The sequence below is a fragment of the Streptococcus sp. SG1 genome (assembly GCF_030439935.1).
GTDB lineage: Bacteria > Bacillota > Bacilli > Lactobacillales > Streptococcaceae > Streptococcus > Streptococcus gordonii.
This window is the reverse complement of record NZ_JAQFJC010000008.1, coordinates 20601-46716: the sequence shown is the minus strand read 5'-3', so window position 1 is coordinate 46716 and position 26116 is coordinate 20601. Positions and strand designations below refer to the sequence as shown.

26 protein-coding genes and 2 tRNA genes are annotated in these 26116 nt (G+C 39.5%); 25 read left to right on the top strand and 3 right to left on the bottom strand.

What is annotated here, in order from left to right; translation table 11 throughout:
- The first annotated feature begins 66 nt into the window (after positions 1-66).
- From manA to PCY06_RS07815, 10 genes are all read left to right on the top strand, one after another.
- Entirely contained in the window at positions 67-1011 is a 945-nt protein-coding gene (gene manA / locus PCY06_RS07860; RefSeq protein ID WP_012130786.1) for a mannose-6-phosphate isomerase, class I, read from the top strand.
- Between the two features lie 439 nt (positions 1012-1450).
- Positions 1451-3064 carry a CTP synthase gene (locus PCY06_RS07855; RefSeq protein ID WP_061594157.1) on the top strand — a complete coding sequence of 538 codons (1614 nt, stop codon included), beginning with the start codon at positions 1451-1453 and terminating at the stop codon, positions 3062-3064.
- A gap of 70 nt (positions 3065-3134) precedes the next feature.
- Entirely contained in the window at positions 3135-3545 is a 411-nt protein-coding gene (locus tag PCY06_RS07850) for a GyrI-like domain-containing protein (protein ID WP_045634062.1), read from the top strand.
- A 144-nt stretch (positions 3546-3689) separates the two neighbouring features.
- A tRNA-Leu gene (locus tag PCY06_RS07845) sits at positions 3690-3775 on the top strand.
- A 176-nt stretch (positions 3776-3951) separates the two neighbouring features.
- The gene (locus PCY06_RS07840) at positions 3952-4833 is read left to right on the top strand and encodes a class II fructose-bisphosphate aldolase (protein WP_045634061.1); all 882 of its coding nucleotides are present in this window, start codon (positions 3952-3954) and stop codon (positions 4831-4833) included.
- 285 nt (positions 4834-5118) lie between these two features.
- Positions 5119-6111 carry an ATP-binding cassette domain-containing protein gene (locus PCY06_RS07835; RefSeq protein ID WP_061586319.1) on the top strand — a complete coding sequence of 331 codons (993 nt, stop codon included), beginning with the start codon at positions 5119-5121 and terminating at the stop codon, positions 6109-6111.
- A gap of 1 nt (position 6112) precedes the next feature.
- Positions 6113-6931 carry an ABC-2 family transporter protein gene (locus PCY06_RS07830; protein ID WP_061586320.1) on the top strand — a complete coding sequence of 273 codons (819 nt, stop codon included), beginning with the start codon at positions 6113-6115 and terminating at the stop codon, positions 6929-6931.
- 1 nt (position 6932) lies between these two features.
- Positions 6933-7718, top strand: a complete 786-nt coding sequence (locus PCY06_RS07825) for an ABC transporter permease (RefSeq protein ID WP_061593373.1) — start codon at positions 6933-6935, stop codon at positions 7716-7718.
- 100 nt (positions 7719-7818) lie between these two features.
- Positions 7819-7891 (top strand) — tRNA-Thr (locus tag PCY06_RS07820).
- A gap of 184 nt (positions 7892-8075) precedes the next feature.
- Positions 8076-8858: a hypothetical protein gene (locus PCY06_RS07815; protein WP_225791185.1), complete on the top strand. Its 783-nt coding sequence runs from the start codon at positions 8076-8078 to the stop codon at positions 8856-8858.
- Positions 8859-9052: 194 nt separating this feature from the next.
- Here the strand turns inward: PCY06_RS07815 and PCY06_RS07810 are convergent, their stop codons facing one another.
- Positions 9053-9316, bottom strand: coding sequence for a SemiSWEET family transporter (locus PCY06_RS07810; protein WP_002902394.1), 264 nt, complete (start codon positions 9314-9316; stop codon positions 9053-9055).
- A 272-nt stretch (positions 9317-9588) separates the two neighbouring features.
- Between PCY06_RS07810 and PCY06_RS07805 the strand changes: the two genes are divergently transcribed.
- From PCY06_RS07805 to PCY06_RS07755, 11 genes are all read left to right on the top strand, one after another.
- A complete protein-coding gene (locus tag PCY06_RS07805) occupies positions 9589-10035 on the top strand; it encodes a LytTR family DNA-binding domain-containing protein (RefSeq protein ID WP_060970823.1) in 447 nt (148 codons plus the stop codon).
- A 5-nt stretch (positions 10036-10040) separates the two neighbouring features.
- A complete protein-coding gene (locus PCY06_RS07800; protein ID WP_045634056.1) occupies positions 10041-10709 on the top strand; it encodes a membrane protein in 669 nt (222 codons plus the stop codon).
- Positions 10710-10835: 126 nt separating this feature from the next.
- Positions 10836-11024 (top strand): 50S ribosomal protein L28, encoded by a 189-nt coding sequence (gene rpmB, locus PCY06_RS07795; protein ID WP_001140948.1) that lies wholly within the window; start codon positions 10836-10838, stop codon positions 11022-11024.
- A 174-nt stretch (positions 11025-11198) separates the two neighbouring features.
- The gene (locus PCY06_RS07790; RefSeq protein WP_012130778.1) at positions 11199-11564 is read left to right on the top strand and encodes an Asp23/Gls24 family envelope stress response protein; all 366 of its coding nucleotides are present in this window, start codon (positions 11199-11201) and stop codon (positions 11562-11564) included.
- A 2-nt stretch (positions 11565-11566) separates the two neighbouring features.
- Positions 11567-13231, top strand: coding sequence for a DAK2 domain-containing protein (locus tag PCY06_RS07785; protein WP_012130777.1), 1665 nt, complete (start codon positions 11567-11569; stop codon positions 13229-13231).
- Between the two features lie 247 nt (positions 13232-13478).
- Positions 13479-14354, top strand: coding sequence for an ABC transporter ATP-binding protein (locus PCY06_RS07780; protein ID WP_060553905.1), 876 nt, complete (start codon positions 13479-13481; stop codon positions 14352-14354).
- Positions 14355-14364: 10 nt separating this feature from the next.
- The gene (locus PCY06_RS07775) at positions 14365-15099 is read left to right on the top strand and encodes an ABC transporter permease (protein WP_008809645.1); all 735 of its coding nucleotides are present in this window, start codon (positions 14365-14367) and stop codon (positions 15097-15099) included.
- A gap of 4 nt (positions 15100-15103) precedes the next feature.
- Complete coding sequence (locus PCY06_RS07770; protein ID WP_060553906.1) at positions 15104-16204, top strand: sensor histidine kinase; 1101 nt, start codon at positions 15104-15106, stop codon at positions 16202-16204.
- The gene (locus tag PCY06_RS07765; protein WP_125397160.1) at positions 16201-16800 is read left to right on the top strand and encodes a DNA-binding response regulator; all 600 of its coding nucleotides are present in this window, start codon (positions 16201-16203) and stop codon (positions 16798-16800) included. Before PCY06_RS07770 ends, PCY06_RS07765 begins: the two co-directional genes overlap by 4 nt.
- A gap of 345 nt (positions 16801-17145) precedes the next feature.
- A complete protein-coding gene (locus PCY06_RS07760; RefSeq protein ID WP_008809642.1) occupies positions 17146-18033 on the top strand; it encodes an SPFH domain-containing protein in 888 nt (295 codons plus the stop codon).
- A 115-nt stretch (positions 18034-18148) separates the two neighbouring features.
- Positions 18149-18367: a hypothetical protein gene (locus tag PCY06_RS07755; protein WP_008809641.1), complete on the top strand. Its 219-nt coding sequence runs from the start codon at positions 18149-18151 to the stop codon at positions 18365-18367.
- A gap of 281 nt (positions 18368-18648) precedes the next feature.
- Here the strand turns inward: PCY06_RS07755 and PCY06_RS07750 are convergent, their stop codons facing one another.
- Both PCY06_RS07750 and PCY06_RS07745 read right to left on the bottom strand, forming a co-directional pair.
- On the bottom strand, positions 18649-19389 hold the full coding sequence (locus PCY06_RS07750) for an amino acid ABC transporter ATP-binding protein (protein ID WP_060553908.1): 741 nt from the start codon (positions 19387-19389) through the stop codon (positions 18649-18651).
- Positions 19386-20951 carry an ABC transporter substrate-binding protein/permease gene (locus PCY06_RS07745; protein WP_060553909.1) on the bottom strand — a complete coding sequence of 522 codons (1566 nt, stop codon included), beginning with the start codon at positions 20949-20951 and terminating at the stop codon, positions 19386-19388. Before PCY06_RS07745 ends, PCY06_RS07750 begins: the two co-directional genes overlap by 4 nt.
- A 212-nt stretch (positions 20952-21163) precedes the next feature.
- On the opposite strand from PCY06_RS07745, the gene PCY06_RS07740 reads away from it, so the two are divergent.
- The 4 genes from PCY06_RS07740 (at position 21164) to PCY06_RS07725 (ending at position 26102) form a co-directional block, all read left to right on the top strand.
- Positions 21164-23155: a DUF2207 domain-containing protein gene (locus PCY06_RS07740; RefSeq protein WP_260468548.1), complete on the top strand. Its 1992-nt coding sequence runs from the start codon at positions 21164-21166 to the stop codon at positions 23153-23155.
- Between the two features lie 88 nt (positions 23156-23243).
- Complete coding sequence (locus PCY06_RS07735; RefSeq protein WP_082307403.1) at positions 23244-24092, top strand: undecaprenyl-diphosphate phosphatase; 849 nt, start codon at positions 23244-23246, stop codon at positions 24090-24092.
- Between the two features lie 121 nt (positions 24093-24213).
- Positions 24214-24942: an adaptor protein MecA gene (mecA, locus tag PCY06_RS07730; RefSeq protein ID WP_082307404.1), complete on the top strand. Its 729-nt coding sequence runs from the start codon at positions 24214-24216 to the stop codon at positions 24940-24942.
- Positions 24936-26102, top strand: a complete 1167-nt coding sequence (locus PCY06_RS07725) for a glycosyltransferase family 4 protein (RefSeq protein WP_082307405.1) — start codon at positions 24936-24938, stop codon at positions 26100-26102. The genes mecA and PCY06_RS07725 overlap by 7 nt, the downstream gene beginning before the upstream one ends.
- Positions 26103-26116: the final 14 nt, after the last annotated feature.

The window sequence follows — 26116 nt, the reverse complement described above, 5'->3', positions numbered from 1 at the left end:
AGGGAGATTATTTTAGCTTATCTATTTTTTGATATAATAGAGAAAAGTACATTTTGGGGGTAAGACATGTCAGAACCATTATTTCTACAATCAGTCATGCACGAAAAAATTTGGGGTGGAACCAAGCTGAGAGACGAGTTTGGCTATGAGATTCCTAGTGATAAAGTCGGTGAATATTGGGCGATTTCAGCCCATCCAAATGGTGTATCCACTGTGAAAAATGGCCGTTTTGCTGGTCAAAAGTTAGACACGCTTTATGCTGAACACAGGGAACTTTTCGGGGACCGTTCTGAGCCGGTCTTTCCTCTCTTGACCAAGATTTTGGATGCTAATGACTGGCTTAGTGTTCAGGTCCATCCAGATGATGCATACGGCTTGAAACACGAGGGTGAGTTAGGAAAAACTGAATGTTGGTATATTATTGCTGCAGACGAAGGTGCAGAGATTATCTATGGCCACAATGCCAAGAGTAAAGAAGAACTTCGCGAACAAATCGAATCCAAGAACTGGGATCAGCTCTTGACGAAGGTAAAGGTTAAAGCAGGTGACTTCTTCTATGTACCAAGTGGAACCATGCATGCTATTGGTTCAGGTATCTTGATTTTAGAAACTCAACAGTCTAGTGATACAACTTACCGTGTGTACGACTTTGACCGCAAGGATGATGCAGGAAATCTCCGTGAATTGCACCTAGAAAAATCTATCGATGTTTTAAATATTGGAGAACCCGCAAATAGCCGCCCAGTCAATTTACAAGTGGATAATCTGTCTTCAACTTTACTGGTTGCTAATGATTTCTTTGCTGTCTACAAGTGGGAACTGACTGGCCAGGCTGATTTCACTAAAACAGCTGACTATACGCTCAACAGCGTATTAAATGGACAAGGTCAGTTAACAGTAGATGGTCAAGTCTATCCAATTCATAAGGGAGACCATTTTATCCTACCGAGCGATGTGGCTAGCTGGAAGTTAGAAGGTCACGATCTAGAAATGATTGTTAGCCATCCATAAATCAAGCCAAGAGGGGACGTTCACTTTTTGAAAAGTCTAAGCAGTACGCGAACTAATAATTTCAAGTCAATCATTGCACTCTGGCTGGAACAAGAAGTAGCTGTGGATGTGACCCAATGATCTCGTTAATCAGTGCTACGAAATTATTTTTAAAAATTAGAACGATCTAGTCCTATTTAGCGGAGTCTATACCCTATGTAGAACTTAAACTACATGTCCTCATGTCGATAAAAAAGAGATGAAAACTGACTGAAAATATTTGACAATTTTTCAGGTTTGCGATATCATACTGTTCGGGCACCTCTTTTAGAGGTCAGAGCTTCCTGTTTTCAGGGAGCTATTTTTCTTTTCCAGACAGATTATGGGAAATCCTCCCCTAGATAAGATTCCAGTAACCTTGAGGTTGCTGGAACGAATTGTTTTATGAAAAGGAGCATGTATGTCAACTAAATACATTTTTGTCACCGGCGGTGTAGTTTCTTCTATCGGGAAAGGGATTGTGGCAGCTAGCTTGGGCCGGCTTTTGAAGAATCGGGGTCTCAAGGTTACGATTCAGAAGTTTGATCCTTATATCAATATTGATCCTGGTACCATGAGCCCTTACCAGCATGGGGAAGTGTTTGTCACAGATGATGGAGCTGAGACGGATCTGGATTTGGGACATTATGAGCGTTTTATCGACATCAATCTCAATAAATACTCCAATGTCACTACTGGTAAAATCTATAGCGAAGTCCTGCGCAAGGAGCGTAAAGGCGAGTATCTGGGAGCGACGGTCCAAGTCATTCCGCATATTACAGATGCACTCAAGGACAAGATTAAGCGGGCAGCACGGACGACGGACTCGGATGTGATTATCACAGAGGTCGGAGGCACAGTTGGAGACATCGAGTCTCTTCCTTTCTTAGAAGCTTTGCGCCAGATGAAGGCGGATGTTGGAGCAGACAATGTCATGTATATCCATACAACCCTCCTGCCCTATCTCAAGGCAGCCGGCGAAATGAAGACCAAGCCAACTCAGCATTCTGTAAAAGAATTGCGCGGTCTGGGAATTCAGCCAAATATGCTGGTTATTCGGACAGAACAACCAGTTGGACAAAACATCAAAAATAAACTAGCTCAATTCTGTGATGTAGCGCCTGAGGCGGTCATTGAGTCACTAGATGTGGAGCATCTTTACCAAATTCCTCTCAATTTGCAGGCCCAAAAAATGGACCAAATCGTTTGCGACCATCTGAAGCTGGATGTGCCGGCAGCGGATATGACGGAGTGGTCAGCTATGGTAGAAAAAGTGATGAACTTGAAAAAGCAGGTTCATATTGCTCTGGTTGGTAAGTATGTTGAGTTACCAGATGCTTATATTTCAGTTGTCGAAGCGCTCAAGCATGCAGGTTATGCCAATGATGCGGAGGTTAAGATTGACTGGATTGATGCGAATCAGGTAACAGCCGAAAACGCAGCTGAGCTTCTTGGAAATGCGGATGGGATTATCGTTCCGGGCGGCTTTGGCCAGAGGGGAACCGAGGGTAAGATTGAGGCAATCCGCTATGCGCGTGAGCAGGATGTACCTATGTTAGGGATTTGCTTGGGTATGCAGCTGACCTGTGTCGAATTCGCCCGTCACGTCCTAGGTCTGGCAGATGCCAACTCAGCGGAGCTCAATCCAGACACACCATTTCCAATTATTGACCTCATGCGTGATCAGATTGATGTCGAAGACTTGGGTGGAACGCTGAGGTTGGGGCTCTATCCTTCTAAGCTTAAGCGTGGCTCTAAGGCTGCAGCAGCTTACGACCATCAAGAAGTCGTACAGCGCCGTCACCGTCATCGCTATGAGTTTAACAATGCTTTTCGCGAGAAGTTTGAGGCAGCTGGATTTGTATTTTCTGGAGTCTCACCAGACAATCGCTTGGTAGAAATAGTGGAAATCCCAGAAAATAAATTCTTCGTGGCCTGTCAATACCACCCAGAGCTCTCCAGCCGACCGAACCGACCTGAAGGTCTTTATACGGCTTTTGTCACTGCAGCGGTAGAAAAGAGTCAGGAGAGATAGACTTGCTTTATCTGACCTAAGCGACTTTTCTAGAGAAATGTTATAATGAAAAGCAAAAGGAGGGAAGAAGATGTTTTTGAAAATTTTGGCCAGTATTCGTACTAATAATTTTCAAGATGAGCATTGTGTAGAAAAAATCCAAGCTCTCTGGCAGGAACAAGAGGGAGCTGTGAAAGAAGCTTTTGCCAAAGGGGAACCGGTATATGCCGTCTATCATGACTATGCTAGTGATTACAAAGGAGACTACAGTCTCTCTATCTGTCGTTTGACAGATGGGGACATCTATGATTTTGATACATCCGAGCAGACCTATCAAGTATTTGAGGCTGATAAGGAGGATCCGCAAGCGATTCTTCATGCTTGGCAGAGGATTTGGCAGGCAGAAGAAACAGGTGATCTTCATCGAGATTACACTATTGACTTTGAAAAATACGATCCCGACCAAACTGTGGCTGTCTTTGTTGCGACTCAGCAGCACTAAGTTTTCTGTGTTCCTGCATTAGCTTCATTTTCGCTTAGATTTCCTAGCCTTGTTGATTGAGTAGAAAGTTGATTTTTTGAAATAAAGTCAAAAATTTTCTTGACAAGCCTTAGCTGTCCTGTTATACTAGTAAGGTACTCAATCGCGGGGATGGCGGAATTGGCAGACGCGCAGGACTAAGGATCCTGTGACCGCTTTAGGTCGTGAGGGTTCAAGTCCCTCTCTCCGCATCAAGTAAGCTGGCTTCGGTCAGCTTTTTCTTTTTGCAATAGATACGCTTAAAAAGGTTAAGAGTCTCCCTGTAATTCTTTAAAATTTCAGGAAAAACTAGCAATTTTAATGAAAAAGTGATAAAATAAACAATGTAAGTGGTTTAACCACAAAAAATAAGAGGAGGCCTGATATAATGGCAATCGTTTCAGCAGAAAAATTTGTCCAAGCAGCTCGTGACAATGGTTATGCAGTTGGTGGATTTAATACAAACAACCTTGAATGGACTCAAGCTATCCTGCGCGCGGCAGAAGCTAAAAAAGCTCCAGTTTTGATCCAAACTTCTATGGGTGCTGCTAAGTACATGGGTGGATACAAGGTATGTAAATCTCTCATTGAAAACCTTGTAGAATCAATGGGTATTACTGTACCAGTTGCAATTCACTTGGACCACGGTCACTACGAAGATGCGCTTGAATGTATTGAAGTTGGCTATACTTCTATCATGTTTGACGGTTCACACCTTCCAGTAGAAGAAAACCTTAAGTTGGCTAAGGAAGTTGTTGAAAAAGCACACGCTAAAGGTATCTCAGTGGAAGCTGAAGTTGGTACTATCGGTGGTGAAGAAGACGGTATCATCGGTAAAGGTGAATTGGCTCCAATCGAAGATGCTAAAGCAATGGTTGAAACTGGAATTGACTTCTTGGCGGCTGGTATCGGTAACATCCACGGACCATACCCAGCAAACTGGGAAGGTCTTGACCTTGACCACTTGAAGAAATTGACAGAAGCTCTTCCAGGATTCCCAATCGTATTGCACGGTGGTTCAGGTATTCCTGACGACCAAATCCAAGCAGCTATCAAACTTGGTGTTGCAAAAGTTAACGTAAACACTGAGTGCCAAATCGCATTTGCAAACGCAACACGTCAATTTGTACGTGAATACGATGCGAACGAAGCAGAATACGACAAGAAAAAACTCTTCGACCCACGTAAATTCTTGAAACCAGGTTTCGAAGCAATTACTGCAGCTGTTGAAGAACGTATCGACGTATTCGGTTCAGAAGGTAAAGCTTAATCTAGCTGAACAATACAGATGAAACCTGCCTATGAGGGCAGGTTTTTTTGGTGTTTTAAGGAAACGATTAAACCAGAATTTTTGATTAAAAGTATTATTTTAAGTGAGAAATCTCTAATTTTACAATTTGTAGGCAAACGCTTGCATTCCGTTTTTTATTGGACTATAATAGGCTGGTATAAAGCCTTCAGTAATAATAACCTTGAGAAGGTGTAGAAAGTAAGGATTTAGAATATTTGTAGTCAAAAATACAACGTTGCTATTCCTTGCGATAGGGAGAAGTATATGGCAATGATAGAAGTGGAACATCTTCAGAAAAATTTTGTGAAGACAGTCAAGGAACCTGGTTTGAAGGGAGCTTTACGCTCCTTTATTCATCCTGAAAAGCAGACCTTTGAAGCGGTCAAAGATTTGACTTTTGAAGTTCCCAAAGGGCAGATTTTAGGTTTTATTGGGGCAAATGGTGCTGGGAAGTCGACAACCATCAAAATGCTGACAGGAATTTTAAAACCGACATCTGGTTTTTGTCGGATTAACGGCAAGATTCCTCAGGACAATCGTCAAGATTATGTCAAGGATATTGGAGTTGTCTTTGGGCAAAGAACCCAGCTATGGTGGGATTTGGCCCTGCAAGAGACCTACACGGTCTTAAAAGAGATTTACGATGTGCCAGACTCGCTCTTCCATAAGCGCATGGATTTTTTGAATGAAGTCTTGGATTTGAAGGAATTTATCAAGGATCCCGTGCGGACTCTTTCACTTGGACAACGGATGCGGGCGGACATTGCGGCTTCCTTACTTCATAATCCCAAGGTTCTCTTTTTAGATGAACCAACCATTGGGTTGGACGTTTCGGTCAAGGACAATATTCGTCGGGCTATCACCCAGATTAATCAGGAGGAAGAAACAACCATTCTCTTGACCACTCATGACCTGAGCGACATTGAGCAACTCTGTGATCGGATTTTTATGATTGACAAGGGGCAGGAGATTTTTGATGGAACGGTTAACCAGCTCAAGGAAACCTTTGGCAAGATGAAGACTCTCTCCTTTGAACTACTACCAGGTCAAAGTCACCTCGTTTCTCACTATGAAGATTTTTCGGATATGACCATTGATAGACAAGGAAACAGTCTCAATATTGAATTCGATAGTTCCCGCTACCAGTCGGCTGATATTATCAAGCAAACCCTGTCTGATTTTGAAATTCGTGATTTGAAGATGCTAGATACGGATATTGAGGATATTATCCGTCGCTTCTATCGAAAGGAGCTCTAAGATGGTCAAATTGTGGAGACGTTACAAACCCTTTATCAATGCAGGGGTTCAGGAGTTGATTACCTATCGAGTCAACTTTCTTCTTTATCGGATTGGCGATGTTATGGGAGCTTTTGTAGCTTTCTATCTCTGGAAGGCTGTCTTTGATTCCTCGCAAGAGTCTTTGATTCAGGGCTTCAGTATGGCGGATATCACCCTCTACATTATCATGAGTTTTGTGACTAATCTTTTGACTAGGTCGGATTCTTCCTTTATGATTGGTGATGAGGTCAAGGATGGTTCCATTATCATGCGCTTGTTGCGACCAGTGCATTTTGCGGCATCTTATCTCTTTACGGAGCTTGGATCCAAGTGGTTGATTTTTATCTCTGTTGGACTGCCATTTTTAAGTGTTATTGTATTGATGAAAATCTTATCTGGGCAAGGGGGTGTAGAAGTACTGGGATTAACCATCCTTTATCTCTTTAGCTTAACCCTAGCCTACCTGATCAACTTTTTCTTTAATATCTGCTTTGGTTTTTCAGCTTTTGTGTTTAAAAATCTATGGGGTTCCAATTTACTCAAGACTTCCATAGTGGCCTTTATGTCTGGGAGTTTGATTCCCTTGGCATTCTTTCCTAAGGTTGTTTCAGATATTTTATCCTTCTTGCCTTTCTCATCTTTGATCTACACTCCAGTCATGATCATTGTTGGGAAATACGATACCAGTCAGATTCTTCAAGCGCTTTTGCTTCAGTTCTTCTGGCTCTTAGTGATGGTGGGCTTGTCTCAGTTGATTTGGAAACGAGTCCAGTCCTTCATTACCATTCAGGGAGGTTAGTATGAAAAAATATCAACGCATGCATCTGATTTTTATCAGACAATATATCAAGCAAATCATGGAATACAAGGTCGATTTTGTGGTTGGTGTGCTAGGAGTTTTTCTGACCCAAGGCTTGAACCTCTTGTTTCTCAATGTCATCTTTCAACACATCCCCTCGCTAGAAGGCTGGACTTTTCAAGAAATTGCCTTTATCTATGGTTTTTCCTTGATTCCCAAGGGACTGGACCATCTCTTTTTTGACAATCTCTGGGCACTAGGTCAACGCTTAGTCCGAAAAGGGGAATTTGATAAGTATCTAACTCGTCCTATCAATCCTCTCTTTCATATCCTAGTCGAGACCTTTCAGATTGATGCCTTGGGCGAACTATTGGTCGGTGGAATTTTACTAGCGACAACAGTATCAAGCATTGCTTGGACTCTTCCAAAATTCCTGCTTTTTCTAGTCTGTATCCCCTTTGCGACCTTGATTTATACTTCCTTGAAAATCGCGACAGCCAGTATCGCTTTTTGGACCAAACAGTCAGGCGCCATGATTTACATTTTCTATATGTTTAATGATTTTGCTAAGTACCCAATTTCCATTTACAATTCGCTTCTTCGTTGGTTGATTAGCTTTATCATCCCTTTCGCCTTTACGGCCTACTATCCTGCCAGCTATTTCTTGCAGGACAAGGATGTGCTCTTTAATATCGGTGGTTTGATTCTAATTTCCCTTATCTTCTTTGTCATTTCTTTGAAACTATGGGACAGGGGCTTAGATGCCTACGAAAGTGCAGGTTCGTAAGTTTAAGAGACTCAAAGCCTTGTCTCAGGACAGGCTTTTTCTAATGGTGATGAAAATTTCTTGACATCTATTTTCAGAGTGCTATACTAAAGAGGTAATCGCCGATTTAGCTCAGTTGGTAGAGCAACGCACTCGTAACGCGTAGGTCACAGGTTCGATCCCTGCAATCGGCATCAAATGATACATTGAAAAGCCTGTTGTGACGGGCTTTTTTTGATGTTATATTACTTTTTTGTACAAAAAATTATAATAGTTTTCAATTCACATATGGTTAATATAATAACAGATTGTATTTGCTGTGAATTTGTAGTAGAATAGAGTAAAGAAAAGTTTAATTCTATAGGAGGTAGTGTGAATATGAAAAACACTAAATTATTGTTAATTCTTGTGATAGCTAGTTCGATGTTGGTCGCTTGCAGTTCAAATATTACGTCAGATACTTCTGATTCATCTAAAAATAATCCAAAAGTAGAAACAAAATCTACATCAGAAACTGAAGAAGGAAATTCAGACTCATCAAGTAAAAAGGATAGTGTTGTAGATATTATGAATAGAGTTGCTGAGAATTCAAAATCCACAGATGAAATTTACGTTACAGGCGATGTTACTGTAGGTGAGAAAGGGGATGTTAAAGCTGGGATTTATGATTTGGAAATCACGGGAGGCTCAGGTAATATAACTGGAGACAGGAAGAAAGTCGACTTGCTTTTCATTAATTGGGTAGCAGGAGCCCCAGGATCTTCTTCTGATTTTCCTTCAAAAATTAGATTGATTTTATTTGACGGAGATATACTACATTTTAGTAATATTTCAAAAATCAAATTTAATGCGGTACCTACTAAAGTGCAGACGAGCAATGAGTTAGGGATTGGTGAATATATAGTAGGTCGTGATATTAAACCTGGTACATATAAGTTAAGTACAAATATGAATATGGACCCTCAATTTGATAATTTAGGTTGGGAAGTCAGAATTTATAATGATTTAACTAGATCGACTAAGGAACAAAGGTTGGCTCCTGGGAATCTCGATGTTGCTGTGAAGCTTGAAGAGGGAGAAATTATTTCGACAAGCTTTGATAATACTGATCATGATATATCTAGCGATGAAGCCAGATTGATTTTTACTGAATTAAATTGAGAAGTTTACTGAATTTTAAATAATAAAAGCCTTATTTGAACTTCAAATTTATTTTATATTCTGGGTTAATTCGTCAAAATTTATTGAGTATGAAATTTCTATAGTATCCTTAATTTTTTAATAGTTGTCAATGTAAACTATCAAAAGAAAACCAGCAACTTTTTCATGGGTTGCTGGTTTTGTTTATATAATTTTTATAAAGAAGTAAGAAAAGTTAGACCGCCTAATATCACTCCCGCCGCATTGGGAATGATAAGGATCCAGTCTTTTTTAGGTTCTTTGGTCCAACCATAGATTACCCAAATTAAACAAGAAACTGCTGCGAATAGTGGTTGGAATGGTTGAGCTTTTTCTCCTTGCAAGTTAGCGATAATTTGTGGAATATATGCAATAAAGACAAGAATCCCAATAAAAGCTCCAATAGATCCGACAAAGCGATTAATTTTTTGTTTAGACATATAGTACCTCCTGAAGTACTATTATATCAGAAGGAAAAAAGTTTTCAAATTCGTTTGATCATAAAATAAGACAGATATTCAATATGTGTAAGTCGTGCTTTTATACTAAACGAATCTATTGGAGAGTCTAGGATGAGAAATCAAATTTGCTTAACATCTTTTGAGAAGGGTAAGCAACCACTTAGTTATCAAAAATAACCACTTACTGAAAATGCCTTGTTTCTTTTTTGAAAATTGTTATAATGAAGTCAGAAGCAAGGAAAGGAGTGGCTATGAAGATTAGGATTGAGCTTGATACAGATATGGCAGAAACTGAAGTCGTTATCCGAACGGCTCAATATGGTGAAGAGGTGGCTCGGATTCAAGCAGCTCTTGAACAAGCCAACCGTCAACCGATAGCTTTCTATAAGGATACAAGTGAATATTTTGTCGATTTGAAGAATATTTTATTTTTTGAAACGGATGCTACCAAAATTTATGCTCATAGCAGGGATGATGCTTATGAAGTCAAATTGAAGCTATACGAATTAGAAGAGAGACTTCCGGTATATTTCTGTCGCATTTCAAAGTCTACTATTGCCAATACCAAGGCTATTTACGCTTTGGATAAATCATTTTCGGGAACCAGTACTATTCAATTTTATGATACACATAAACAAGTGCACGTTTCCCGACACTATTATCAAATTTTAAAAGAAAAGTTAAACGAAACGAGGTAATTTTCATGAAAAAAACATTGATTGGAATTCTCTTCCTTGGACTAGCAGCATTGGTTTTATTCCAAGGGCAGTTTGGATTTCCTTATTTGAATATTAATATTTGGACTCTTGCAGTGATTGCCGGCTTTGCTTATTTTTCAATTGAGAACTTTTTGAAGCGAAATATGGCTGCTGGTTTTATATTTGGTTACATTGCTTTAGTTATCGCAAATAGTCACTACCACTTCTTGCAAATTTCGAGTGGTACCTTGTTTGCTGCTAGTGTTTTAGCTTGTATTGGTTTAAGCTTGATTCTAAAACCTAAGACGATTTGGCCATCTAGTCGTTTTTGGAAGGAAAAAGCCTTGTCTACTAAAGAAGGCGAAATAGCATTTGGAACTGGGACACGCTATATTCATTCAGAGAATTTCACATATGAAAAAATAGATTGTTCTTTTGGCAGTGCTTCTGTATATTTTGATAATGCGACTATTTTGGGAGAGTCTGCAACCTTCGAGGTAGACTTATCTTTTGGTAACGTGACTCTGTATGTTCCAAGTAAGTGGCGAGTAGAAATTGAAGTAGATAATGCCTTTGGTTCTGTTACTAATCCTCGCAATGTCAACGAGAAAGAAAAGACTTTGTATGTTAGAGGTGACGTTGCTTTTGGTTCTTTAAAGATTATATATATTTAAGAAAACGGATTAATTTCGAAAGTTTGGAGAAATGTACTTGTCAAACGTCAAGTTTTTTGGTAATATAGGAAGGTATGTGGTGCTAGCACATCCGTAATATTAGATCTAATAGGAGGAAACACGAAAATGGCTAAAGTATGTTACTTTACTGGTCGTAAGACTGTATCAGGAAACAACCGCTCTCACGCGATGAACCAAACAAAACGCGCTGTTAAACCAAATCTTCAAAAAGTTACTGTTTTGATCGACGGTAAACCTAAAAAAGTTTGGGCTTCAGCTCGTGCCCTTAAATCAGGTAAAGTTGAACGCGTTTAATTAATAAGGTAAAGGAGCCTATCAGGCTCTTTTTCTTTGGAATTGTAAAAGAGAAAAGTTTGGATGTGTTTTGCTATGCTAATTGTTGATTTTCTAAGTTATTCCCGCCCTTCTCTTTTACAGCCTGTCTAAAATATGGTAAAATAAACTATAAAAACTATCGAGGTACATGTCATGACTGTAAAAATCAATACAAAAGATGGCCAAATCGAGCTGACTGATGACGTCATTGCAACAATTGTTGGCGGAGCAGCGACTGAGATTTTTGGCGTAGTAGGTATGGCTAGCAAGAATGCAATTAAAGACAACTTCCAAGCTCTTTTAGGTAAAGAGAATTACGCAAAAGGTGTTGTTGTGAGAACCACAGAAGAAGGAAGCATTGCAGTTGATGTTTTTGCAGTACTTAGTTACGGAACAAAGATTAGTGAAGTTTCAAAAAACATTCAAGAGCGCGTGAAATTTAGCTTAGAAAATCAACTAGGCATCACAGCACAAACAGTAAATGTCTATATTCAAAATATCAAGGTCGTAGGAGAATAATCGTGACAAATATTACAACTAGTTTATTTCAAGAAATGGTGCAGGCAGCATCAACTCGTCTGAATAAACAAGCCGAATATGTGAATTCTTTAAATGTCTTTCCTGTTCCAGACGGTGACACAGGGACCAATATGGGAATGACTATTGAAAATGGTGCAAAGGAAGTTTCTAGCAAGTCAGCTTCTACAGTGGGTGAAGTAGCTAGTATTTTTGCCAAAGGCCTCTTGATGGGTGCTCGTGGTAACTCTGGGGTTATTACTTCTCAGCTCTTCCGTGGTTTTTCACAAAGTGTGAAAGAAAAAGAGGAATTAGACGGACATGATTTGGCGCATGCTTTTCAGTCAGGTGTAGAAGTTGCATATAAGGCTGTCATGAAGCCAGTTGAAGGAACTATTTTGACAGTTTCTCGTGGTGCAGCAATCGGAGCCAAGAAAAAAGCAGAAGAATCAGATGATGCTGTTGAGGTTATGAAGGCAGCGCTTGAAGGTGCTAAAACTGCTTTGGCTAAAACACCAGATATGTTACCAGTTTTAAAAGAAGTTGGTGTCGTTGATTCAGGTGGTCAAGGCTTGGTCTTCATTTATGAAGGTTTCTTATCTGCTTTGACAGGTGAGTACATTGCCTCTGAGGACTTCCAAGCAACCCCTGCTACTATGAGTGAAATGATCAATGCTGAACACCATAAGTCTGTTGCAGGTCATGTTGCGACAGAAGATATTAAGTTTGGCTATTGTACAGAAATTATGGTTGCTTTGAAGCAAGGTCCAACTTATGTAAAAGACTTTGACTATGATGAATTCCGCAACTACCTAAACGAGCTTGGGGATTCTTTGTTGGTCGTTAATGATGATGAAATTGTAAAAGTCCATGTCCATACAGAAGATCCAGGCCTTGTTATGCAAGAAGGACTTAAGTATGGTAGCCTAGTCAAGGTGAAAGTGGATAATATGCGGAACCAGCATGAAGCGCAAGTTGAAAAAGAAGAAAATGCAGCAAAACCAGCTCAAGAAAAAGAATATGCCATCATTGCCGTCGTAGCGGGTGATGGACTAGCAGAAATCTTTAAGGCGCAAGGTGTTGACTACATTATCTCTGGTGGTCAAACGATGAATCCGTCAACAGAAGATTTCATCAAGGCCGTTGAGCAGGTCAATGCTCGCAATATCATTATCTTGCCAAATAATAAGAATATTTTCATGGCTGCCCAGTCAGCTGCAGAAGTCTTGGAACAACCAGCAGCTGTCATCGAAACACGTACAATTCCACAAGGTTTGACAAGCTTACTTGCCTTTGACGAAAGTAAATCAATTGAAGAAAACCATGATCGCATGACAGCTTCTCTGTCAGATGTTGTTAGTGGTAGCGTGACGACTGCTGTCCGTGACACAACGATTGATGGACTTGAGATTCATGAAAATGACAATCTAGGAATGGTTGATGGAAAAATTGTTGTATCTAATCCAGATATGTTTGCGACCTTGACTCAAACCTTTGAAAAGATGCTAGATGAGGACAGTGAAATTGTTACAATCTACATTGGTGAAGAAGGGGATGAAGACTTGGCCAATAACCTGGCTCAAGATCTGATGGAAAAATATGAAGATGTAGAAGTTGAAATCCATCAAGGAAATCAACCGGTTTATCCATACCTCTTTAGTGTAGAATAATCTATTATTTATTTAATAAGTAGAGATCGGAAAATTTCCGGTCTTTTTTTATGTCATGACATTTGTCATATCAGCTAGTGACAAAATCAACTAGTAGGAAAAATTTCTTTGCCTTATAATATAGTTAACAACATGATAAAAGGTTGCTGTAAAAATTCAAAAAGCATTTGGTCTTTATTCTTATTCCGGCTTTGGAAAAATAAAGGAAAGATGCACAGACGCTTTATCGAATCAAAGGAGGAGCAAAATGGAACTGATTGAAGTAAAGAAGCTTTCAAAAAGCATTCACGGTAAGGAGATTTTAAAGGATATTTCGTTTGAAATCTCCCAAGGTGACTGTGTGGCCTTGATTGGTCCCAACGGAGCAGGGAAAACGACTCTCATGGATTGTTTGCTGGGCGATAAGTTTCTGACAGCGGGTGAAGCAAGGATTCAGGGACTCAAACCAACTGATAATCATCTCAAGCAGTCGGTAGCGATTTTACCACAAGAAAATACAGTGGTGGAGGATTTGAAGGTCAAGGAACTTTTGACTTTCTTCCAAGCAATTTATCCAAATAGTTTATCCAATCAAGAAATTGATGATTTGTTGCAATTTACAGACAAGCAAAAGAATCAGTTGGCCAGCAAGCTATCTGGTGGACAAAAACGTCTCTTCTCTTTTGTTCTGAGTCTGATTGGCCGTCCTAAGATTCTGTTCTTGGACGAACCGACTTCAGCTATGGACACCTCCACTCGTCAGCATTTCTGGGAAATTATTGATCAGCTCAAGAAGCAGGGAGTGACCATCGTCTACTCCTCTCACTATATCGAAGAAGTTGAGCATACAGCAGACAGGATCTTGGTGTTGCACAAGGGTGAGTTGATTCGGGATACAACGCCTTATGCTATGCGCAGTGAGGAGCAGGAAAAACACTTTACCTTGCCACTGACTTATCAGTCTGTGCTGGAAAAGCTGGATAATGTGACTGATTTAGAAATCAAGCAAAAGGCTTTATCTTTTGCTACTAGGGATGCTGGACAGGTCTGGCAGGTTCTTCAGGAAAACGGCTGTACAATCGAAGAGATTGAAGTACGTAACCGTACCCTCTTGGATAGTATTTTTGAAACGACACAAGAATAGGAGAGTAATCATGAAAAATATGGCAAGTCTTATGAAGATTGAGTTGATTTTGATGAAACGGCAGGCTGCTTATTATCTCTTGTCTATTGGTCTGCCCAGCGTCTTTTACCTGATTTTCTCAGGAATGATGTCTGGAAGTGATACGCCTGAACCTGTGCTTCGAGGTTACCTCTTCTCTATGACTCTTTTTAGTATCATGTCTAGTGCCTTCTTTAGCATTCCAAGCACTTTGCAGTCTGATAAAAATAATAACTGGCAAAAAATGATTCAGCACTCGCCAATTTCTATGGTAAAATATTATATATCAAAGCTCTGTAGTACGCTGTTGACTTTTATGCTTTCTATCATCGTAGTCTTCTCGATTGGGCATTTTGTTCGCGGGGTTAATCTGCCAATGGTGGACTGGCTTCTTATTGCCTTGATCCTTCTGGTAGGAAGTGTGGTCTTTATTGCCATGGGGGTATTGGTCAGTCTCTTGCCAAGTGCTCAGCTCATGTCTGTAGTGGGCAATATCGTCTATATGGCACTGGCTGTTCTAGGAGGTCTATGGTTCCCTCTGACTATGTTTCCAAAATGGCTCCAGCCAATTGGTAAGTTGACACCAAGTTATCAACTGATGCAGGTCGTGTCTTCTTATCTAGAACACCATCAGTTTAATGGCAAGGCAGCTTTGATTGTTCTGATTTATACGGTTTTGGTTAGCATTCTTGTGCTACAACTCAAAAAGCGAATTGAGGTAAAATAAAACCATGTGGGAAAAACTTAAACGAGTCCACTATATGTTTCATATTGCGCTGGTTTTTATCATCTTTCCAGTGGCGGGAGCGATTAGCGGGGAATACCCGCTTTTCCTCTTGATGTGGACAGCTATTTTTGTTACGGCTTATTATGCAGTCTTGTTAAGTAACCATCGCCTTATCCAGTTTCTTTCTTGGTGGTTCTTGGTGGCTTACATCTATTATGGTTCTGTCTGGTTAAATGGAGGGTTTACTTGGTACATTTTTTATCTATCCAATCTGCTCATTTATGAATTAGATGATATTTCCTTTAAATCCTGGCGTTTTTTGACCTTTGTCGCCTTGCAGCCTGCTATTGTGATAACTAATTATTTGATGGGGAATTTTGGCCCAGCAGAGCTACTCTTCTTTATTGTAACCTTTCTCTTTTCGGATGGTTTGACTTTTGGTCTCTATCGAATTCAAACTACAGAGCGAATCAAGGAAGAAAAGGTCAAGCAAAATGCCCAGCTGAATCTTTTTATGGCAGAAAATGAGCGCAATCGGATTGGTCGTGACTTACATGATAGTCTAGGACATACCTTTGCTATGCTCAGTGTTAAGGCGGAGCTAGCTCAGCAGTTTTTGCAGATGGAAGCTTACGATAAGGCAGCAAAAGAACTGCAGGAAGTGCAAGAGATTAGTAAGAAGTCTATGGCTGATGTTCGACGGATTATAAATAATCTAAAGGAGCGAACTCTGGATGAAGAACTAGTGACCATTCGAGCTATGCTTGAGATGAGCGGTATTCAGGTAGAAATAGATAATCAACTCAATGTTGCCAGTATCCCACCGAGTCAGCAGTCAACGATTAGTATGATCTTACTGGAGGCGGCGACCAATATCATTAAGCATGCCCAAGCTAAAAAGAGCTGGTTTTCTTTAGTGAAGAAAGACGACAAACTTGTTTTGGACATTCGAGATGATGGTTGTGGTTTTCAAAAACTAACTGGTCAGGAGTTGCATAGCATTCGAGAGCGATTAGTTACTATGTCAGGAAGGGTCGAGATTCTTAGCAGTAAGAACCCGACACAAGTTCGAATAGAATTACCATACGGAGGGAAGGAAGCATGAAACTTTTGTTAGCAGAAGATCAAAGTATGCTGAGAGATGCTCTAGCTCAGCTCTTGCAGTTGCAGCTAGATGTTGAAGAAGTCTATCAGGCAGAGGATGGGCAGAAAGCTATCGATTGTCTCAAGTCAGAAAATCTTGATGTAGCAGTTTTGGATGTGGAAATGCCCAACAAAACTGGACTAGATGTTCTCGAATGGGTCAAGGCTAATCGACCCAACATCAAGGTCATCATCGTCACAACCTTCAAGCGACCGGGCTACTTTGAGCGAGCTGTTAAGGCGGATGTAGATGCCTATGTGCTCAAAGAGCGCAGCATTGCGGATTTGATGAAGACCATCCATACCGTTCTAGATGGGCAAAAGGAATATTCGCCGGAATTGATGGAGGTGCTAATGACCAGTAGGAATCCTCTCTCTCAGCAGGAGAGGCTAGTCCTGCAAGCTGCGGCGACTGGCCTGTCCAATAAAGAAATTGCTGAAAAACTCTACCTGTCAAATGGAACGGTTCGTAACTATATGTCGGCTATTTTGACCAAGCTAGATGCTGAAAATCGAACAGAAGCAGTCCGAATCGGGCAAGAGAAAGGTTGGTTATAAGATCTCGGTTAAAAAAGAAGGTGTCAGATGAATAGCCTTTTGATATTGAACCTTGTCATAGGCATATATCTAAAAGTAAATAGGTTGAATCCTCTAATCCTGTAAGTTCAGAGAATAGCTGACAGGATTTTTTGTTGAAGAAAAAATGCCCATTTCCTTTAGTTATAAAAAGGAAGAGAGTTTCCAAATCACTTTGAAAATATTTTTCTTTTTTGTTGATTTTTCTTTGCTCTCATTTTTGCCTTATGCTATAATACATTCTATAAAAACATGATTTAAAAGGTAGAGTTTAAGCCGTTTCAAGACAGTTTAAAACCCTTTGAATCAAAAAAGGAGAAACACATTATGGGAATTGTTATTCTATTGGTTGTCATCTTTTTAGCTATTTTATTGCTAATAAGTTCCATTTATGTTGTTAGACAACAATCCGTTGCCATTATTGAACGGTTTGGTCGCTACCAAAAGACAAGTTCAAGTGGTATGAACTTCCGTATTCCTTTTGGAATTGATAAAATTGCAGCGCGTGTTCAATTACGTTTGTTACAAAGTGATATCGTCGTTGAAACAAAAACGCAAGATAATGTATTTGTTACGATGAATGTTGCGACACAGTATCGAGTAAATGAAAATAACGTTACAGATGCCTATTACAAGCTGATGCGTCCTGAGTCACAAATTAAGTCATATATTGAAGATGCCTTGCGTTCTTCTGTTCCTAAATTGACCCTCGATGAGCTCTTTGAAAAGAAAGATGAAATCGCACTTGAAGTTCAAAAACAAGTGGCTGAAGAAATGTCTACTTATGGATACATCATCGTTAAAACATTGATTACAAAAGTTGAACCAGATGCAGAAGTTAAGCAGTCTATGAATGAAATCAATGCTGCTCAAAGAAAGCGTGTCGCTGCTCAAGAATTGGCTGAAGCGGACAAGATCAAAATCGTTACTGCTGCTGAGGCTGAGGCTGAAAAAGATCGTCTGCACGGGGTTGGTATAGCCGAGCAACGGAAGGCTATTGTTGATGGTTTAGCAGATTCTATTAAAGAGTTGAAGGGTGCCAATGTAGAGTTAACGGAAGAACAGATTATGTCTATTTTGTTGACCAACCAATACCTTGATACACTGAATAATTTTGCAGATAAACAGGGAAATAATACAATCTTCCTGCCAGCAAATCCTGATGGAGTTGAGAGTATTCGGACTCAAATTTTATCTGCTTTAAAAGCTAAATAGAAGTTATCAGAATATTCTGAAATATTTAATTTCCGTTTACTATCTTGTTCTTATTGACAAATCAACTAAAAAGCTTTAGAATTAAATATCGATAATAATTAGATAGGAGAACGAAATGGCAAAAACAAGTTTTGAAAAAGTAGAAGCAGTCGTAGGTTGGGTTCGTGAAAAAAAATTAACAGGTTACCGTATCAGTAAAGAGACAACAGCCCGCGAAATGTCTATTATTGCTCTAGCTCAAGGTCGTGCTCAAGTTAAAAATATCTCATTTGAAACAGCTCTTAGTTTGATTGACTTTTATGATAAAAACCACGATAAGTATGAAGATAAATAAGGAGTAGGCATAGCCTACTCCTTTGTTTATTTACACAATAACAAACATTTTTCTTCAACTGTTTTTAAGGTTACGTGTTCGTTTGTAGATAAAAGTTTGGAGAAATTATCCAATAAGTCTAAAAATGAATGGCTTTGTCTTTAAACTAGACATTCAAAATGCAAGTTATTTGAAAGTTAAATAGTTTGATTTAAAAATGAATAAAAACACAGAATGAATATCTACCATTCTGTGTTTTTTAGTTGGTCGTTAAGTTAGAACTTATTAGGTATTTTTTTAGATTATTTAAGATAGCGTTGAAGGAATTCTCTGGTACGTTCTTCCTTTGGCTGAGTGAAGATAATTTCAGGTTTAGCTTCTTCAGCAATGACTCCCTTGTCCATAAAGATGACTCGATGCGAGACATCTCGAGCAAATTCCATTTCATGGGTAACGACGATCATGGTTAGGCCTTCTTGAGCCAATTCTTTCATGATCTTTAAGACTTCGCCAACCATTTCAGGGTCCAAGGCAGAGGTCGGCTCATCAAAGAGAATAGCATCTGGATTCATGGATAGGGCGCGAGCGATAGCGACACGCTGCTTTTGACCACCTGACAATTGTTTAGGCTTGGCTTTCCAGTATTGTTCGCCCATGCCTACTTTTTCGAGATTTTCTTTAGCAATCTTCTCTGCTTCAGATCGTTCGCGTTTGAGGACAGTTGTTTGGGCAACGATTGTATTTTCTAAGACATTTAGATTTTCAAATAGATTGAAAGATTGGAAAACCATTCCTAGTTTTTCACGATAGTGCGTTAAATCATAATTTGGTTCAAGGACATTTTGACCTTTGTAAATGATTTCTCCAGCGCTAGGTATTTCAAGTAAATTAATAGAGCGAAGGAAGGTTGATTTCCCACTTCCAGAGCTTCCGATAATGGAAATAACTTCTCCCTTGCGAACGGTGAGTGAAATATCTTTTAGGACTTGATTTTCACCGTAGGACTTTTTCAAGTGTTTGATTTCTAAAATTGTTTCTGTCATGGTTTCAATTCTCCCGTCTGCATTTGATTGGCTCCGGTGGTGTAGCTATCAGTATCAAAACGATGCTCAACATAACGAAGGATTCGGGTTACTGTAAATGTCAGAACAAAGTAGATAACGGCGATGATGGTGAAGGTTTGGAAATACTTGTAGGTTTGAGTCGCTATGGTATTTCCAGAGAAGTAGAGCTCTACTACAGAAATAACATTCAGTACGGAAGTATCTTTAATATTGATGACAAATTCATTCCCTGTAGCTGGTAGAATGTTGCGAATGACTTGTGGTAACACGATTTTTCTCATGGTTTGTCCGTGGGTCATGCCAAGAGCAGTAGCAGCTTCAAATTGTCCTTTATCAACAGCGAAAATTCCTCCACGTACGATCTCACTCATATACGCACCGGTGTTAATGGAAACGATAAAAATAGCAGCAATTGTTCTGTCGATTGAAATACCAAATGCTTGGGCAGAACCGTAGTAGATGACCATGGATTGAACAATCATCGGTGTACCGCGGAAGATTTCAATGTAGACATTTAGGAACCAGCCAAATAGTTTTTGTAAAATAGCAAGAGCTTTATTTTTTGATGTTGGAGCAGTACGGAAAACTCCAATGAGAAGTCCAATCAATAAACCTGTGATGGTTCCTGTGATAGAGATGAGTAAAGTTAAGCCCGCGCCTCTAAGAAATTGAGGCCAATTTTCTTGCCAAATCTTTGTGACTTCTTTTAAAAAGTTTTGTTTTTCTTTGGCAGGTGTTTTTTCTACAGGCTGTTTCTTGATCATCTCATCCATTAACTTCACTTGGTCTTGAGAGCTAATTTTAGAGATCGCTTCATTGACTTTTGCCATTCGTTGATCATCTTTTTGCATCCCAATTGCGATGGAAGCATCTTCTTTTCCAACCTCGAAGCCTTTTTTGAATTGAATCATCTTAAAGGATGAATTGGCTGCTTCTGCTGTCAAAGCTTCTGGACGTTCAGAGATGTAGCCATCTATCACTCCAGATTCGAGGGCTTGGCGCATTTGAGCAAAATCCCCCATTGCAGTTTCTTGTTTAGCTCCCTTGAGTTGCGAAATCAGATTGTAGAGGTAAACTCCTTGTTGGGAGGTGATTTTAGCTCCCTTAAAATCATCCAGTGTTTTGGCTTGGGCATACGCTCCATTTTTTTGGACAAGAACAACTGGTTCGCTGGTATAGTAACTGTTAGAGAAGGCAATTTCTTTCTTTCTCTCTTCAGTTGGGCTCATACCTGCAATAATCATATCGATCTTTCCGGAGGTCAAAGCGGGAATTAATCCATTCCAAGATGTTTTAACAATGAGGGGCTTTTTCCCAAGTTCTTTTGCGATTTTTTTTGCCACTTGAACATCGTAGCCATTGGCATATTGGTTGGTGCCATCTATTTTGACAGCGCCGTTTGAATCATCGTCTTGGGTCCAGTTAAAGGGGGCATAGGCAGCCTCCATTCCAATTCGAAGGTATTCATCCGCCTGAACAATCTGGCTGGCGCCAAAAGTCAGCAGAATCAAAGATAAGATGCTAAAAAATATCTTTTTCATGGGTTCTCCTATCTATCATGTTAAAAAGTAAGTTCTTTCTATTGTACAAGAAAATGTCCTTCTTTTCAATCTTAGAAAGTCTCTATAAGAAAAAAATGATATAATGAGATGAAAATGAAGCCGAGGAATTGATGCTAATTGAATAGTAGGATAGCTGACCTCCTAGCTTCTTTTCGATAATAATTCCTGAATGTGCATGAGGATAAGTGGAATTGGCAGTATATAAAGATGCTTCCGAGGGAAGTGCTAGTGATGATGTTGAAGGAATAGAATGGAGAATATACGTGAAAAAAAGATTACTATTCATTATATCCATCTTGTTTTTGGTGACTTTACTGATACCTTTTAGGGGTAAGGCGGCTGAAATTGACAGTCGAATTGAACAATACAATGGGAGATTGGAAGTCCATCAAGACAATACAGCAACTTTTATCGAAGAAGTGACCTATGTCTATGATGATCCCTACAACGGTCAATACATTACCCTAGGGCAGGCGGGAAAGGTGCCCTCGAATTTTGAAATAGAATCTAACCCTGTGGTAGAAATTGAGACGAATGGCAAAACTAAGGAACCGCAAAGTATTGAGGAAGTACCGATTGAAGACGGGAAAAAGCTCAAGATATATAATTCTGGAAATAGTGGGGACCGAGTTAAAATCAAAATTACTTGGCAATTAAAAAACCTTCTTTTTCTGTATCCGGATGTAGCTGAGTTAAATTGGATTCCAATTTCTGACTGGGAGGTTGGGATGGATCATGTCTCATTTGTGGTCACCTCTCAGCCGGATTCTAGTGCTCGCTTGGTTGCTCATACTGGTTTTTTCAAAAAAGATCCAGAAGTAAAGAGAATTGAAAATGGTTTTGAAGTAACTTTGGATTCTTTAGGAGCTAAACACCATTTTGAACTTCATGGTATCTGGGATCGGTCGCTTTTTAGTCAATCATTAACCAATGACGGTGGTATTACAAATAGACGGGATAGTTTTGAAAAACAGGAGCAGGACATTGTCCGAAAAACGGTCTTTTATCAGAATCTAGTTTACAAGATACTTCCGGTGGTTTTCTTAGTTATTTTTGTGATTTCTATATACTATTTGATTCGGTATTTTAAGGTGACTCGTCAAAAAACAAGCTTTTCAGATCAGGCTCGACTTTATGAAGTTCCACAAGATCTTCCACCCATGCTAGTAGCTCTAAATATCTATGATGTAGATATCGAAAAGGTAGGGCCTGTGCAAGGCAAAAAGGGGCGCCTATTATTTTCTAACTTAATTCAGGCGACCTTACTTGATCTGGTAGATAGAGGAAATCTCAAATATGTGACAGAGGGACAATCTCATCGCTTAGAGATTGTGGATTATGAAGGGATGGCAGGTTTTGAGTTGACTTTTGTGGAGATGGTATTCGGTGATAAGAGCTCCGTTGAACCAGACACGATGTTTTCTGCCTATCAGATTGACAAAAAAATTCTCAAAGGAGTTAAGGATAAGGACGACGAGGCTGAGGTTCGTAAGGAAGGGAGCGATAAAAGATATCGTTTTATCAAAGATTTACGCAAATTATCAAATGATATAAAAGAAGAAGAACAAAGACTGGGCTTGCATCCGCATTTTCGTAGTCTAAACAAGGAAGAAGAAAAAATGAGGAATCGTGGTTGCTTGCTCTATCTCTTGGTTTTTCTGCTACTAATGTTTTCTTTAATTGGATTTGGTTTCCTATTTAGGGAGTTCTTTTGGCAATATTCTTTGGGATTTTTGCTGGTCTTGATTATTGGAATTCCTTTGAATGCTTTTGTGACCAAACGTAGCGATAATCTCCTGAATGAGGATTACATTGATGAAGTGGTGGAGTGGCGGAGTTTTGCCAATATGCTTCGCGATATTGCTAAATTTGATAAAACAGAAGTTGAGGGTGTGATCCTTTGGAATCGTCTGTTGGTCTACGCTACTCTTTTTGGTTATGCAAAACGAGTCAGCAAGGTGATGAAAGTCCAAGATATTCATCTAGAAAATGAAGAGCTAGAAAGATTTGTTTTGACGGATCAAAGTCTTCATTTTGCGGGTGGTGTTGACCTGCTAAATTCCTATGTTCAAACCGCCAGTTCAGCAAGTACTTTCTCCATATCAAGTGGAAGTGATTCAGGCGGTTTTGATGGTGGTGGCTTCTCTGGTGGAGGAGGCGGAGGGGGCGGAGGCTCCTTCTAGAAATTCCCCAGTGACACAGTTTTTAATTGAATTTTTTATCGATGTTTTTTATAATTTTTAAAGTATAAAAGTAAATTTAGGAGAAAAGATGTTCTTCATTGAGATTATAAAGTCCGTTATTTTTGGAATTATCGAAGGGATTACAGAATGGTTGCCCATTTCTAGTACTGGACACCTGATTCTGGTTCAAGAGTTTATTCATTACCAAAAGCAAAATGCTGCTTTTATGGAAATGTTCAACGTGGTTATCCAGCTGGGGGCTATCTTAGCTGTTGTCTTCATTTATTTTGATAAGCTCAATCCTTTTAAACCGGATAAAACACCCCGCCAAGTTCAGAAAACATGGCAACTCTGGGCTAAAGTAGTAGTGGCTTCCTTGCCAGCAGTTATAATAGGAATTCCACTTGATAACTGGTTTGAAAAGAATTTCCATAATTTTGTTTCTGTAGCAATTATGTTGATTATTTATGGGATTGCCTTCATTCTTATAGAACGACGTAATCAGGAAGTAGAGCCGACTGTGACGAATATAGAGAAGCTTCCTTACAAAACAGCTCTCTACATAGGTTTCTTCCAAGTTTTGTCGCTCTTTCCAGGGACCAGTAGATCAGGAGCAACTATCGTAGGTGGTCTTTTAAATGGAACCAGTCGTTCTGTTGTAACAGAATTTACCTTTTTCTTAGGAATCCCAGTTATGTTTGGGGCTAGTGGTATTAAGGTTCTGAAGTTTATCCTAAAAGGAAATAGTCTTGATTTGGGTCAATTGACTCTCTTGCTGGTGGCTATGATTGTGGCCTTTGGGGTAAGTATGTATGTCATTCGATTCCTGACAGATTATGTTAAAAAACATGATTTTACCGTGTTTGGTAAATATCGGATTGGCCTAGGCACTTTATTGCTTATTTATTGGGTTTTTAAGGCTTTGTTTGCAAAATAAACCGAAAGAGTTGGGATGCCAGCTCTTTTCTTTTGAAATCAAGAAGAAGACTGACTTTAACCTTTGAAAAACATAGGGGAATTTAGTATAATGGAAGGACTAGTATGTACGAGGTAGAACAATGGAAGTGAAGCAAATTAGTGAATCAACAATTAAGATCACAATTAAATTAGAAGATCTAGAAGAGCACGGCATGGAGATGGCAGATTTTCTGGTTCCTCAGGAAAAGACGGAGGAATTTTTCTATACCATTTTAGATGAACTCGAAATGCCAGAAAGCTTTTTAGATAGTGGAATGCTGAGTTTTCGGGTGACTCCAAAACCAGACAAATTAGACGTTTTTGTCACAAAATCTAAAGTAGATAAAAATTTGAATTTTGAAGATTTGGCTGACTTGCCTGATATGGACGAACTGTCTCAAATGACTCCGGATGAATTTCTAAAGACGCTTGAAAAAAACATCTTTGAAAAAAGCCGTGATGATATAGATGCTGTTCAAATGCTGGAAAAAGCAGAAGAGGAAGATGCATCTGAGCCAGAAGAAGGGCAAGAACAAGATCGCTATATTTATTATATCTTGCGTTTTTCTGACTTGAAAAATCTGATCGCTTTCACCAAGACTATCCACTATCCAGTTGATACATCAGAGCTATACAAGATGGATCAGCATTACTATTTGACTATTCTAGTAGATATTGAAGGTCGTCCGAGTCGTTATCCTGCTTGGCTTCTGGCAACAATGCGTGAACATGCTGAGGATACAGATACGACGAGAGCCCTTCTTCAAGAGCACGGTCACTTGTTGATTGTAACAGATGCTGTGCAACATCTTCAAAAGGTAAACTGCTGATGGTTACATTTCCTTTGAAATTTATTATGGTCTTGCTGGGCACCTTTTTTATTGGTATCTTGTTAACGCCTCTGGTTCGCATTTTGGCCTTTAAAATTGATGCAGTTGACTATCCTAATGCCCGACGAATTAATAAAAAGCCTATGCCTAGTGCAGGTGGCCTAGCGGTCGTTATAGCTTTTTCGATCACAAGTTTAATCATGATGCCAACTATTGTGCAGGTGACTTTTCGTGGAGAAACTTATTTCGATTATATTTGGCCAGTTGCCCTAGGAGGTGGAGTGGTAGCCTTAACAGGTCTGATTGACGATGTAAAAGAGTTGTCTCCTTTACCTAAGCTACTTGGAATTGTTGTTGCTGCTTCTTTGATTTGGCTCTTGACGGATTTTCGCTTAAATGACTTTAAAATTCCTTTCGGTGGTCCTCATCTCTTTTTCCCTCCTTGGTTATCCTTTATTTTAACCTTGATTTGGATTGTATCTATTACAAATGCGGTGAATCTTATGGATGGGTTAGATGGTTTGGTTAGCGGTGTATCAATAATCTCCTTGCTGACAATGGGAGTTGTATCTTATTTCTTCCTGCCTGACCATAACTTATTCTTAACCCTGACAATTTTTGTCTTAGTAGCTTCGATTGCAGGTTTCTTCCCTTATAACTATCATCCAGCGATTATATACGGTGGAGATACTGGAGCCCTCTTTATTGGGTTTATGATTTCGGTTCTGTCCTTACAAGGTTTGAAAAATGCAACGGCTGTTGCTGTGGTGACGCCTATGATTATTTTGGGTGTGCCGATTGCGGATACATTTTTGGCTATTGTACGTCGGACTTTATCAGGTCAAAAATTCTATCAACCTGACCGCAACCACTTGCATCACCGTTTACTTTCTTTGGGCTTGACTCATAGAGGAACGGTTTTGGTGATTTATGGGATTTCGTTGATTTTTGCTACAATCTCTCTATTGCTCAATATTTCAAGTCGAGTTGGTGGTGTACTTCTGGTTATTGGTTTGCTTTTTGGAGTAGAGTTGCTTGCAGAATTGATTGAAATTTTAGGACCAAACCGTACACCGCTTTTAAAAATTATGCGGTATATTGGAAACTCTTCTTATAGAGAAGAAGTGCGTCGACGTTGGAAGAATAAAGAACATAAATAAGAACAATTCTAATC